15 protein-coding genes and 1 other annotated feature (1 of these 16 only partly in view) are annotated in these 13,181 nt (G+C 45.3%); of the genes, 1 reads left to right on the plus strand and 14 read right to left on the minus strand.

Annotated elements, in window-relative coordinates:
* Positions 1–266 (minus strand) — a binding site (T-box leader) (it extends 9 nt beyond the left edge of the window).
* A 241-nt stretch (positions 267–507) separates the two neighbouring features.
* The 10 genes from ACWNM1_RS21670 to spoIIGA form a co-directional block, all read right to left on the minus strand.
* On the minus strand, positions 508–1,020 hold the full coding sequence (locus tag ACWNM1_RS21670) for a DivIVA domain-containing protein (RefSeq protein WP_076299650.1): 513 nt from the start codon (positions 1,018–1,020) through the stop codon (positions 508–510).
* Between the two features lie 227 nt (positions 1,021–1,247).
* Positions 1,248–2,030 carry a YlmH family RNA-binding protein gene (locus ACWNM1_RS21675; RefSeq protein WP_449602606.1) on the minus strand — a complete coding sequence of 261 codons (783 nt, stop codon included), beginning with the start codon at positions 2,028–2,030 and terminating at the stop codon, positions 1,248–1,250.
* Between the two features lie 9 nt (positions 2,031–2,039).
* Positions 2,040–2,279 carry a YggT family protein gene (locus tag ACWNM1_RS21680; RefSeq protein ID WP_042194359.1) on the minus strand — a complete coding sequence of 80 codons (240 nt, stop codon included), beginning with the start codon at positions 2,277–2,279 and terminating at the stop codon, positions 2,040–2,042.
* Positions 2,280–2,313: 34 nt separating this feature from the next.
* Positions 2,314–2,754: a cell division protein SepF gene (locus ACWNM1_RS21685; RefSeq protein WP_042190833.1), complete on the minus strand. Its 441-nt coding sequence runs from the start codon at positions 2,752–2,754 to the stop codon at positions 2,314–2,316.
* Between the two features lie 11 nt (positions 2,755–2,765).
* Positions 2,766–3,452, minus strand: coding sequence for a YggS family pyridoxal phosphate-dependent enzyme (locus tag ACWNM1_RS21690; protein ID WP_449602607.1), 687 nt, complete (start codon positions 3,450–3,452; stop codon positions 2,766–2,768).
* Positions 3,453–3,455: 3 nt separating this feature from the next.
* Positions 3,456–4,313: a peptidoglycan editing factor PgeF gene (pgeF, locus tag ACWNM1_RS21695; RefSeq protein WP_449602608.1), complete on the minus strand. Its 858-nt coding sequence runs from the start codon at positions 4,311–4,313 to the stop codon at positions 3,456–3,458.
* Between the two features lie 133 nt (positions 4,314–4,446).
* Positions 4,447–4,791, minus strand: coding sequence for a YlmC/YmxH family sporulation protein (locus ACWNM1_RS21700; RefSeq protein ID WP_076284758.1), 345 nt, complete (start codon positions 4,789–4,791; stop codon positions 4,447–4,449).
* A 173-nt stretch (positions 4,792–4,964) separates the two neighbouring features.
* A complete protein-coding gene (gene sigG, locus ACWNM1_RS21705) occupies positions 4,965–5,747 on the minus strand; it encodes an RNA polymerase sporulation sigma factor SigG (RefSeq protein WP_036683631.1) in 783 nt (260 codons plus the stop codon).
* A gap of 78 nt (positions 5,748–5,825) precedes the next feature.
* Positions 5,826–6,548 carry an RNA polymerase sporulation sigma factor SigE gene (gene sigE, locus ACWNM1_RS21710; RefSeq protein ID WP_028530613.1) on the minus strand — a complete coding sequence of 241 codons (723 nt, stop codon included), beginning with the start codon at positions 6,546–6,548 and terminating at the stop codon, positions 5,826–5,828.
* A 91-nt stretch (positions 6,549–6,639) separates the two neighbouring features.
* Positions 6,640–7,587, minus strand: coding sequence for a sigma-E processing peptidase SpoIIGA (gene spoIIGA, locus ACWNM1_RS21715; protein WP_449602617.1), 948 nt, complete (start codon positions 7,585–7,587; stop codon positions 6,640–6,642).
* Between the two features lie 173 nt (positions 7,588–7,760).
* Here spoIIGA and ACWNM1_RS21720 point away from each other — a divergent pair, with 173 nt between their 5' ends.
* Positions 7,761–7,928, plus strand: coding sequence for a hypothetical protein (locus ACWNM1_RS21720; RefSeq protein WP_449602609.1), 168 nt, complete (start codon positions 7,761–7,763; stop codon positions 7,926–7,928).
* A 143-nt stretch (positions 7,929–8,071) separates the two neighbouring features.
* Here ACWNM1_RS21720 and ftsZ read toward each other — a convergent pair whose 3' ends face one another.
* The 4 genes from ftsZ to murA form a co-directional block, all read right to left on the minus strand.
* Positions 8,072–9,193: a cell division protein FtsZ gene (ftsZ, locus tag ACWNM1_RS21725; RefSeq protein ID WP_042130228.1), complete on the minus strand. Its 1,122-nt coding sequence runs from the start codon at positions 9,191–9,193 to the stop codon at positions 8,072–8,074.
* Positions 9,194–9,254: 61 nt separating this feature from the next.
* Positions 9,255–10,517 carry a cell division protein FtsA gene (ftsA, locus tag ACWNM1_RS21730; protein ID WP_449602610.1) on the minus strand — a complete coding sequence of 421 codons (1,263 nt, stop codon included), beginning with the start codon at positions 10,515–10,517 and terminating at the stop codon, positions 9,255–9,257.
* A gap of 344 nt (positions 10,518–10,861) precedes the next feature.
* Positions 10,862–11,632 (minus strand): cell division protein FtsQ/DivIB, encoded by a 771-nt coding sequence (locus tag ACWNM1_RS21735; protein ID WP_449602611.1) that lies wholly within the window; start codon positions 11,630–11,632, stop codon positions 10,862–10,864.
* 63 nt (positions 11,633–11,695) lie between these two features.
* Positions 11,696–12,979: a UDP-N-acetylglucosamine 1-carboxyvinyltransferase gene (gene murA, locus ACWNM1_RS21740; protein WP_449602612.1), complete on the minus strand. Its 1,284-nt coding sequence runs from the start codon at positions 12,977–12,979 to the stop codon at positions 11,696–11,698.
* Positions 12,980–13,181 lie beyond the last annotated feature (202 nt).

The raw sequence follows: 13,181 nt of genomic DNA on the forward strand, positions 1-13,181 counted from the left end.
GAGACGACGCTCGCGATACCACCCTAATTCTGCGCATGAGCACATCCTTAAGGGGAGTGTATTCAGCACAATCTCAGTCCTGCGCGTAAATCTCATGCACAGGTCCGGTGTAACGTCCGGCGGACGGCTAAGCTTACGCACGATCAACGCTTCAGCTTAACTTCTAGGGGAAGATCTTCCGGCAGGGTTCGAACAATCGGCTCTCAGCAATCGCCGACTCTCTGGAGAACGTTACCTTGTCGTACTTGTCCCGTCATCGAATACATATAAACATTATACAGATATGTTCTATTTATAGACTTTTTAAGTCTAAATGTCAACAACCGCTAGCCAAATCCGCAATTAGGAGTATACCTGTGCAGGCGGAACACTTTATTATGATCGATTTTAGCGGAAAATAAAAATAGAGGGAATAACTCCCTCTATTTAGCCGATTATAGCATGAAATTATAAATTAGAGGGAATTCCCCCCTATAAATTCAAGCAGCATTCATTCATCATAATGCATTAGATACGATGTAGAACATCATCCTTAAAGGTTACGCTCTCGCTTGCCTCACGACTCTCCAAGGCATTCCAGTCATCCTGTGACAACAGCTCGAGCTGTGCTTCCACCAATGTGCGGAAACGAGTGCGATAGATCGAAGCTTGCTTACGCAATTCTTCAGTCTCAATAGCAACCTTACGGGATTTGGATAACGCTTCGTTAATAATCCGATCCGCGTTCTTTTCCGCTTCCTTGATAATGAGCTGCGATTCCTTCTTGGAGTTGTTCTTCACATCATCCGCCGCTTCCTGAGCGACTAAGATCGTTTTCGATAAACTCTCTTCAATATTCACAAAATGATCTAAACGCTCTTGAATGGACAAAAGCTGATTCTGCAGCTCTTTGTTCTCACGGATGACACTTTCGTAATCCTTAATTACTTGATCCAGAAATTCGTTGACCTCGTCCTCATCATAACCGCGAAGTCTCCGAGAGAACTCCTTGTTATGTATATCGAGCGGTGTTAATGGCATGCTGTGCACCTCCTAGAAATTTCGGACCTTCTAAGTCTCTGAACCAAACCTGCGCAGCAGACAAAGAAGAAAGACTGTACTTCAAGTAAAGGCAGAGGATGTATCGACGTTCCAACTGCCATTCATGGTTCGCCTCTTTTATAAAATATCGGCGTCCTGCTTTAAAAATGTTTGATTCCCTCGAAATAATCAATTTCGACAAGTAAAGCCGGATTCCTGCAAGGGATTCACACAAATTTACCAACCTGAACACGGTATCGGCCCTTTTTCGTCAAACTACCAACCTCTAGAACCTTGAATCGACCAAATCCTTGAATAGATACCATGTCACCATCTTTAAGTCCGCAGGAAGGGTCTTCTTCCACTTTCCAATTTACCCGAACGCGCCCAGCCTTGATGGGAGCAAGAATTTTGCTTCGGCTAAGCCGTGTTACATCTGCGGCAATGCCATCCAATCGTAGGGACGCTACAGTCAAATCCATCATTTCCAGCTTCACCTCACTATTACGCAAGGCAGAAAGTGGCAATACCTCCGTGCTCACCTGTATTCGGTGTACTCCAGTTAAATTCATGTCTAAATAATCTGCAATATCTGCAGCTACTACCACATGACAACCATCGTCCAGAACATGAATATCACCGATTTTTCCACGTTTTACTCCAAGACCCAGTATAGAGCCCATATAGTCCCCATGCTCTAACGCCAAAAACTTTTGCTCACCAGAGGTTATCGCAAGAACGCTCAGCTCCATGTCCTCATGATCCAGATCAAGGTAATCAGGCGCAATGAGTGCTCGCTTCCGCTCTGCCTCAGGGTGGCCGCCTTCCCATCTAACGATAACATCTGGATGTCGATTGACCAGACTTTGCAGAATAAATCCTTGGCGCGGATCTAGAAATTCGGTCAGTTTCGTCTCATGATATTCTCCAGCATGGGTAACCCATTCCCAAGCCTTGTCCACAAATTGTCTTTCATCGGGATGAAAATGCCCGTAAACTTCTGTCTTCATCACTTCTGCCTAAAAAATTAAGTGCAAAATGGATTTGAGTCCACCTGCCGCAAATTCCAAGACGAATAGTGCAATGATTGGGGAAATATCAAGCGTACCAAAGAGTGGCGGAATAAACCGACGAAATGGTGTCAAATACGGCTCAACAAGCTTGCTCAGCAGTTCTCCGATAAAGTTCTCACGAACGTTTGGTAACCACGACATCAGTACGTAGAAAATAATCATGTAAAAATAAATATTAAACAGCATATCAATAATGTAATCAATTTGGGGCAAAGCTCATTCACCTCATTCTGTTATAGTCTGGATCGTCACCTAGGATTTCCGTAATGGCACCTTGAATTTCAACGGTATCTGGCGTGCACATAAATATATTGCCCCCAATTTTAGAGATTCCTCCCCCAAGGGCATAAACGGTTCCACTTAAAAAATCAATAATTCTCATTGCCTGATCATTACGGACACGCTGAAGATTGATCACTACCGTCCGGTGAGAACGGAGATGGTCCGCAATTTCCTGAGCCTCATCGTACGAACGTGGCTCATAAAGTACAACTTTTACATTCTTCTGCGAATGGATACTGACAACGTTGCCCCTTTGATTTTTGCGGGTTTCGACAGGGGCTGGCTCATACTCATCCTCTTCATGGATTTGCTCCCGCTCCACAACTTCTTCTTCCTCCTGCAAGCCCAAAAAACTCATAAATCGGTTCATAACGCTCATCACGATCCCTCCTAATGGCCTACTAACACCGTACCTAGGCGTACCCAGGTGGCTCCTTCCTGTATCGCCACTTCAAAATCATTCGACATTCCCATTGATAGCTCCGTAATCGGTTCAGGTGTCAAAGCAAGTTGATTGAGCTCATCGCGCAGCTCACGAAGTCCGCGAAATACAGGGCGGGTAAGCTCCGGATCACCTTCTAAAGGCGCCATCGTCATTAGTCCAATTACTTTTACACGGTCTAGACTAGCAATTTCACGCAAAAATTCAGGTACCGCCTCAGGCGACAGACCAAATTTCGTATCTTCTCCAGAGATGTTTACTTGAAGAAAGACATTCACTTCTTGATCTGCGGCAATCGCCTTTTTGTGTAATTCTTGCGCCAGAGATATCCGGTCCAAAGAGTGTATATATTGAAACTTGCCAATAACGTCTTTCACCTTATTGGTCTGCAAATGCCCGATAAAATGCCATGTCCCTTGGTCCCCTAAAACCTTCCATTTATGCTCAGCATCCTGCCAGCGACTCTCGGCAATATGCTCCAGGCCTGCCGTAAGTACGGAGGACACCATTTCCAGAGAAACATATTTCGTCACTGCAATTACCTTGACGTCATTTCGATCCCGGCCGCTTGCCGCGCAGGCACGTGCTACACGTTCCTCTACCTCAGCAATTCTCTCCTGCAGTGTTAAAGCCAACTTTCAACTCTCCTTTATTCCGATCCAGCTCGTCATCCTGCCTGTAACCCCATCTTCTTTACGATAAGAAAAGAACAAATCTTGATTACAGCTTGTACACCAAGATGTACATTCGATATGAGTCGGCAATATTCCTGCTTTAATCATAATGCGTCGATTCATTTCTTTCAAGTTTAGCATGTATTTGTTCTCATCTGTGTCAGATGTTCTGTACAGCTCCACAGTACTGGCTGTTTCTGTTGATTTACTCAGATCACCTTCCAGTCGATGAACATGCTCCATTACATAATCGTCCACCTCATAACAGCAGTCACCAATGGATGGTCCGATCGCTGCAATAATGTCCTGCGCATGGCTTCCGTAAATGGTCTCCATTTTACTCACCATAGCAGCTGCAATCTGGGCCACAGTTCCCTTCCAGCCAGCATGGGCAAGACCGACGACTTGGTGCACAGGATCATAAAAATAAAGGGGTACACAATCCGCATAAAAAGAAGTCAGAAAAACTCCCGGTACATCCGTAAGCAAACCATCAGTTGCCTGAAATGCCGAAGTTCTATCCTTTTGACCCCGCCCACGATCGGCTTCCCTTACCACTGCTATTTCTGCTCCATGGGTTTGTTCTCCACAGGTCCAAGCTTCCGGCTTGAAATCAAGAGCTTCCGCAAGCGCCCCACGATTCGTTAAGACATCTTCCGGAGCATCCCCAACATGAAATGCACAATTCAGGCTGTCATAAGGCTTTTTGCTAGCCCCTCCCTGTCTACCCGTAAAACCTGCTGTAATTTCTTTATGCTTCACAAGCCAAGGCTCCAGATGGAGCAGCATAAGTGTTTCCTTCCCCTGCACAAACGGTTCCATATCCTCACCTCCGCCTTAGTGTACCACATGTAAATACCCCTACAAAATGCCGCTTAAGCTAGAACATCAAATTTACTAACTTTTAAGTCATGCCATTTCGAATCATTTTATAAAAAACAAAAAACGCACCTAATTAATAAGTGCGCCGTTCGCCTCGGTCCCCTCGTTCCAAATACATCGTTTCTCGCTCGTCCTGCCCTTGAGGCATTCTTGATTCTTCAATCTTCACAAGCACTACATCAGATCCGATTTTGACAATATTTCGCCATGGAATAATCAGATCGGTTCCGCCACCGAACAATCCCATAAACCGAGTATATCCGGGAATTACGATAGCATCAATGACACCTCGGCGTAAATCAAGCTCTAAGTCACTGATTTGGCCCAGTCGCTTGCCGTCCACAATGTTAATAACGTCCTTAGTCTGAAAATCAGAGATTTTCATTTTTTTGGCTGATCCTAAATAATCCTCGTTCATCTCACCACCCCTGTACAATCAGACCTATAGTCCAATATATGTTATGAAAGCTTGGCCACATGCATGAAATATCCCCACAAAGTGAGGCTATACTTTGATGCTTAAACATTAAAAAGAGGAGAACACCCAAAATCCTTATCACGGATTCTGGATATCTCCTCATTTCAGACGATTTAAGACTTCACATGCTTTTGCATTTGCTGAATCGCAGATTTCTCTAGACGTGAGACCTGTGCCTGTGAGATACCAATCTCATCTGCGACCTCCATCTGTGTTTTCCCTTCGAAAAACCGCATGGATAAAATTCGTTTCTCCCTTTGACCTAACTTACGCATCGCTTCACGTAAGGCGATTTCTTCGATCCACGACACATCCTTATTCTTATCATCGCTAATCTGGTCCATTACATAAATAGGATCGCCACCGTCATGATAGATCGGTTCGAATAAGGACACTGGATCCTGAATAGCATCAAGGGCAAAGACTACATCTTCCTTCGGTACGCCAAGTGCTTCAGAGATTTCGAATATCGTCGGTTCCCGCGAATTCTGATTGGTCAGACTATCGCGTACCTGCAGCGCCTTATAAGCAATGTCTCTGAGTGAACGCGATACTCGAATCGGGTTGTTATCACGCAAGTAACGGCGGATCTCACCAATAATCATCGGAACTGCATATGTGGAGAACTTAACGTTTTGTGATAAATCGAAATTATCGATGGCTTTCATCAGACCGATGCAGCCCACCTGGAACAAATCGTCAACAAATTCTCCCCTATTATTGAACCTCTGGATAACACTTAGTACGAGCCTAAGATTACCATTTACCAATTTCTCTCTGGCGGATCGCTCGCCCTGCTGCTGCAGCGAAGTGAACAGTTGCCGCATTTCCACATTCGTTAGAACAGGCAGCTTAGCAGTATCCACACCGCAAATCTCGACTTTATTTCGGGTCATGATGATTTACCTCCCAAGGAGAAACATTACTGTACATTATCTCCCGGGTTGGCCATTTTATTCCTTGCTAATTTCACCTTACACCATCTTGTTAAACTCCTTACGCAGCCGCTTAATAATTCGTTTCTCCAGACGAGAAATGTAAGATTGGGAAATGCCGAGCAGATCCGCCACATCTTTTTGCGTCTTTTCTTCGCCCCCACGCAGTCCGAAACGCAGCTCCATAATGAGTCTTTCCCGTTCGCTCAGCTTTTCCAGCGCCTTTTGCAGCAGCTTGCGGTCGACCTGTTCTTCAATGTTCCGATAGATGGTATCATTTTCCGTCCCTAAAACATCTGAGAGCAGCAACTCATTACCATCCCAATCGATATTAAGAGGCTCATCAAAAGAAACCTCACTCCGTGTCTTGCTATTACGCCGCAGATACATCAAAATTTCATTCTCTATGCAACGTGATGCATATGTTGCTAGTTTTATTTTTTTCTCGGGATCAAAAGTGTTAACCGCCTTAATTAATCCGATAGCCCCTATCGAAACCAGGTCTTCAATATTGATTCCGGTATTCTCAAATTTACGAGCGATATACACTACGAGGCGCAGGTTACGCTCAATCAGCATCGCACGAACAGCAGCATCGCCGCTAGATAGCCGCTGAAGCAGATACTCTTCTTCTTCCCGTGTCAGCGGTGGAGGTAGAGCCTCGCTCCCGCCGATATAATAGATTTCCTGACTCTTCAGCCCCAGTAGAAACAGCATGCGGTAATATTGCAGCTGCAGAGCAATTTTCCATTTGACCATTATTGTTCCTCCTCCAAGAAGTACACGGTTAGCGTATGAAGCTTTTAATTCCCGCTTTCAGCCATCAGAAGTTTGGTTCAGCTAGCTTTAAAGATTAGGAAGGTAGTGCTGCATCAGTGGCGCTCTCTTTTTGAGTTAAATCCGGATGTATGACCGCCCGATAGGCCCCATCTCCTGAGAGTGTCCCGCCATCCAGCCCAATTAAGACTCTTTTACTATAAAAGATATCTTCACCGAGCTTTATCGTCACAAGGTCTGGCTTCAGTGCGAGCATAAATGATGCCCCTCGGTTAATCCCCCTGTAAGGTACTAGTCGCATCCTATCCTGCCAAGCAAACGACTGCCCGTCCGTTTCTAGCAAAAGTCTGTCCGCACCATCCTGAGTGAGCCTCCCTTTCCATGCAGCAGGCAGATGCCCCTCCCAGAGCGTCGATTCCATCACCATCACCGGTATGCGGGTCAAAGGATCACAGAGACGATTACCTGTGTCTAACAGGCCAGGGCAGGAAACACTTACACCATCAATTTCAACAACCACCTCACCGATATAGGTTTCAAGCTGCTCCCTTCTGATTCGTGAAGAATGCACTGCCTTGAAGCAGATTAACACCAGGGGGAATACTGCAATGACAAACCAAAAGCCGATCTTTAAGCCGTAGGTATGCCCTCCTGAAGCAGTGAACATAATACCATTCCAAATGTCGCTGGAGCTCTGCAGCAAATAGTGAATACCAACAATTCCACCTGCGGCTGCAAAATTGATAATATAGAAAGCTCCCATAGTGCGAAGGTAGCTTTGCAGACTCCCAAAACCAAAGGCAATCCATAACATAACCACCGACAATCCAAACTTGATAAGGAAGGTATACATGAAAGACAGCTCCGGTACAAACATCATCACTACATACAGTGCGCCAACGAGAGCTGAGAGGATTAAACGCCACCATGAGATTCTCAGCTTAACCATCCAGCCTGTCAGCCACAAAAGAATTCCGTCGATCACTAGATTGGCGGCGAATATCAAGTCAATATAAACAACCAGTGCATTCACCTGCTTAATGGCGGAATCTATCCTCTAGCCAAATTGGATCAGGCTCTGTTTTTGGACGATATGATTAGTATAGAAAGTCTCGCATTCAAAGTCTGTCTAAACTTGGGGGGCATTCTTACGGTTTTTTTGTCGAGTTATAGCGCGTGGGGATTTATTCCTTCTTTATGGAATTTCTTATATCTTTTATTCATGGCCTAGCCGGATTCGCAGGAATCAACCCTTCAACCATCTACTTAATATTAAATACTGTATTTTTGCAGGATTATCCGATGGTTAATGGTTACCGCTTTCTGCTCTCCGACTACCAGTTACCACCTACTGTAACTACTTAGTCAACCATCACCCTCTTGTAGCTACACAGTGCCGTTCATAGTCTTGCTTGATACTTATTACATTTACGCAAAAAAAACACCGCACCGCTATAGCTAATCAGCTAAGCGATACGGTGTTCTCGTATAATTTTGATTCTCTTTAATTAGTCATTGTTGCCCCGAGTACGATTACGCAGGAACGTCGGAATATCGAGCTGGTCAGAAGAACTCTGATTGCCGAAAGGACGTAAATTAGCTGAACTCTTATCCGGTGCTGCCGCAGGCTCGTTATTCGTCGAGACCGGACGACGTCCTGGAGTTTCAGGCGATGGTTTATGTTCAAAGCCAGTAGCAATTACTGTTACTTTGATATCATCCTTCAGGCCTTCATCAATAATCGCACCAAAGATCATATTCACTTCAGGATCAGAGGCGGATGTAACGATCTCAGCCGCTTCATTAACTTCATATAGAGAAAGGTTGGATCCTCCCGTAATGTTCATGATTACGCCGCGGGCGCCTTCAATAGACGTTTCCAAGAGTGGGCTCATAATGGCTTTACGTGCTGCTTCAGACGCACGATTCTCACCATTTGCAATACCAATACCCATAAGCGCTGAACCGCGCTCTGTCATGATCGTCTTTACATCCGCAAAGTCAAGGTTAATCAGACCAGGAACCTTAATTAGGTCAGAGATACCTTGAACAGCCTGCCGGAGAACATTATCTGCTTCACGGAAAGCTTCCAACATCGGTGTTTTCTTATCAACGATCTCAAGCAAACGGTCATTTGGAATGACGATTAGCGTGTCGACTTTTTCTTTCAAAGCTTCGATTCCAAGCATTGCCTGGTTATAACGTTTTCTTCCTTCAAAAGTGAACGGGCGAGTAACTACCCCCACAGTCAAGGCTCCACACTCTCTAGCAATCTCAGCTATAACCGGTGCTGCACCTGTTCCTGTACCGCCACCCATCCCTGCAGTAACAAACACCATATCTGCGCCCTTAAGGGTATTAGAGATCAAGTCACGGGATTCTTCCGCTGCTTTCTTACCGACTTCAGGATTAGCTCCTGCACCCAACCCGCGGGTCAGCTTGTCCCCGATTTGCAGCTTGTGTTCTGATTTGGCCATATGCAACGCTTGGGCGTCTGTATTAACCGTAATAAATTCTACACCCTGAACGCCATTTTCGATCATCCGGTTGACAGCATTACTACCTCCGCCGCCTACGCCGATGACTTTTATTTGCGCCAAGCTCTCCATTTCAAAATCAAATTCTAACATATTGTTCCATCTCCCCCTCAATGTGCTTGGATGGCCGGTCCAAGTATATCTGGACTTACACTTATATAAACTCGCTGAACATGTTCTTTAGACGCTCGACAAACCCGGTCTTCTGAACCGTTTCCTGATTTGGAGTGGCGTTCTGCTTACTCCGGTTGACCGTCTTTTTGTTGCTGCTTCCACCACTGCTTCTTCCACGGAAGCTACGGACAACATTATGCAGAATACCAACACCACCGGTAAAACCAGGGTCCCGTACACCGATATAATCCGGTACAGCGATGCGTACAGATGCGGCCAATTCAGTCTGAGCCGCCTTTAATACGCCAGGCATCGAAACAGTTCCACCCGTTAGTATATAACCTCCAGGTAGTTCATTGTAACCAAGCCGTTTCACTTCCTGTTTAATCAGATGGAAGATTTCTTGCACCCGTGGTTCGATAATTGCCGCTAAATCCTCTTGGTTAAATTCCTTCTCTACATTACTGCCAATGCGCAGCACCTTGAAGACAACGTCAGAGGCTGCATCGTCAATCCATGCGCAACCATACTTCAGCTTTACTTTCTCCGCTTGATCAGTAAGTGTACGTAGTCCGTATGCAATGTCATTAGTTACAAATTCTCCGCCGATCGGAATCGTAGAGGTTGCACAAAGGGAACTTTCTTCGTATATGGCTATCGTTGTCGACCCGGCACCGATATCAACCAGAACAGATCCCATCGATTTCTCGTCCTTGGACAGCGCCAATCCACCAGCACCAAGAGACATCAGTACAAGATCCTTCACTTTCAGCCCTGATTTCTCAACACAGCGTAGTAGATTATGTATTGGCGTCTTAGCACCCGTAACAATGGTTGCGTCCACTTCAAGACGAACACCAATCATTCCGCGCGGGTCCTGAATACCTTCGAGACCATCGACGATAAATTGTTTAGGAACAACATCAATCACTTCTCGCTCCGGAGGCATAGCGATGACTTCCGCAGCTTTAATAACGCGATCGATATCATCCTCACCGATTTCACGATCCTCATTCTGAACGGCCACGACACCGTGGCTGGATTGCAGGCCAATATGATTCCCGGAAATGCCTACATAAACCTCTGATATTTGAATACCCACCATTTGCTCTGCATGATCTATAGCACTTTTGATCGATTGCACAGTTTGGTCGATATCTACAATCGCGCCTTTACGTATTCCTTCCGAATCAGCAGATCCAACGCCAATAATATTAAAGGTTCCATTGGTAACTTCCCCAATTATTGCCCGAACTTTGGATGTACCGATGTCCAAACTAACAATGATGTCATTGTTGCTCAAGTCCTATGGCACCTCCTGTTATAATCGAAATAATTTGCATAACCTTTTCCCGGTCCCGGGAAACTTCTCTGTACATATTCAACATACCTAACCCTTTCCCTCTTTTTTCTACAAATTTTTTGAACGGAATAATATTCCAACATCCCAAAATGTGATTAGTTACTCATAATTTTTTATAAGAATGATAATTATCACAAGAAATATAAGCCTTTTTGGTTATTACTAACCATATATTGAATTATATTTCAAAAAAATCGAAGAAAAAAGAGGGATATAGCTTCTTGCCCGTAAATCCGATTGTAGCATTTTTTGAACTCTATTAGTAGGGACTATTGACCTCTACTCTACTCTTGCACATCTTTTTGCTCATCGCCCTTTTGCTCCTCACTTTCGACCTGAAAAGGAACATACGAGTCGGCTTCAAGCATCGTGATAAGTCCAGGCTCCTTTGTCTCTATTACCTGATTCAAGTATGACACTTTACTCTTCAATAAAGAGATGGATGTGATCACCTCGAAACGGGATCTAGTATAGAGCTTGATACGATCCGGAAATGACAAGGTTGGCGAGGGAACAATCTCAGAGATATCACTTGTCAATTCATTAGAAATGCTTCCAAGCGTTTGGCATAGGATAGCCTTATTAGGATCAGCTGGATCCCAGTTGGTTAATATAGGTTTCTCTACAGCAATACCAGTCTCATTAACAGTCACCGCTGCTCCACTCGACAGAATCGCCTTCAAGACGCCGCCCTGCTCCAGTTCATAGGCCACCGCAGGGAACTCTTCAATCTTCACTGTGATTACCCCGGGGAAATCCTTCTTTACGGCCACAGCCTTAACCGTCTTAAGCTCCAGCAGAGATTGCTCCACAGACTTCGTAGAAACGGCAAAAAATTGTCCACCTATATGAATTCCACTTTGCGAGAGTAATTCCTCACTAGTAGAATACTTGCTTCCCTGAAAATCTATCACTGTAATGTGACTAATAGACGATCTGAAAAAAATCACAGCAAGAAGCGCAGTGAACAGTAGCAGCAGGATCGCCGTAATCTTACGGCTCATTTTTTTCTTAGGCTTGTCCTCTTTAAGAAGAGGTAATCGGGTTGTTGTCATTCTCATGTCTCCGTAATAAGGCCCTGTCTCCTTCCTTGGTAGAACTGAAGGAGACAGGGAGCTTTAATTGGCCAAATCAAGTGGATCCGGTACGGGTACCTTGCGGCTTATACGCGCGCCAAGCTTCTGAAACAGCTTCTCTATTCCATCATACCCGCGGTCAATATGGTGTGCTTGCTCAACGACTGTAGTCCCTTGTGCAGCAAGCCCAGCAATGACCAGAGCCGCACCTGCACGCAAGTCAGTAGCTTCCACAGTAGCACCATACAATCTCTGAACGCCGCGAATAAACGCACGATTCAAATCAATAGAAATATCAGCGCCCATCCGCGCCATTTCTTCAACATGCTTGAATCGTCCCTCAAACACCGTCTCCTTGATTACACTGAAGCCATCAGCAAGAGACAACAGCACCATGACCTGAGATTGCAGATCGGTTGGGAAAGAAGGATAAGGAGAAGTCACAATTCTCTCAACAGCACGTGGACGCCCCATACAACTGATATTAATTATATCATTGCACACTGTGATTTGAACACCAGCCCGCTTGAGCACATGAATAAGCGAAGTCAGATGCCCCGCATTGGCATGTGTCAAAGTCACATTTCCTCGTGTAGCTGCCGCAGCAATCATTACGGTTCCAGCCACAATCCGATCAGGTATCACCTCGTACGTACAGGGATATAGGTTTTTCACCCCTTGAATTGTGATGGTGTCCGTACCTGCACCGATAATCTGAGCACCCATGCTATTTAGAAATTGCTGTAGGTCCTGTATCTCCGGCTCTCTCGCTGCCCCCGATATTGTTGTTGTTCCCTCTGCCTTTGCGGCAGCCATCATAATATTCTCCGTTGCTCCTACACTTGGATAGTCGAGATGAATATCACTCCCTACAAGCTTAGAACCCCGACAGAATATTCTTCCGTTGCTCTCCTCGATCTCTGCCCCTAGCGCCTTAAGTCCCTGTAGATGAAGATCGATTTTACGCTCTCCAATCGCACAGCCCCCAGGCTGATAGATCGTTACCTCTCCAAATCTGGATAACAGCGGTCCCATTAGAAAAATGGAAGATCTCATCTGCCGCATTAAATCCTCAGGGATATGAGATGTCCCGACGGCAGACGTATCTATCGTCACCGTATCCTCTTGATGCACGCACCTGCAGCCCAGCCGATCTAGGATGTCTAGCATAGTCTCGATGTCCAGCAGCTTCGGCACATTATGCAGTGAGTGAACTCCTTCGGCCAGCAGGCTTGCCGCTAGAATCGGCAGCGCCGCATTTTTTGCTCCATGGATACGAATGGTGCCTGACAGGGGACTTCCACCCTCAATCACCAATTTGTCCAATGTATCACCTCCGAGATTACCGCTCACCCACCACAAACACTTCCGTTACAAGCTCATATGAAATGTACAAGTATAAACGTCTTCGGCGTCCTTTATAAGGACGATAAGCGTTTAAGCGAGAAATATAAGGATAATGTATAACGTGAAACTTATACTTTCTTATATTTCAAGAATATCCTGCACTACATCTCAGGTTTGGAAG

It is taken from the genome of Paenibacillus sp. Marseille-Q9583, assembly GCF_976954365.1.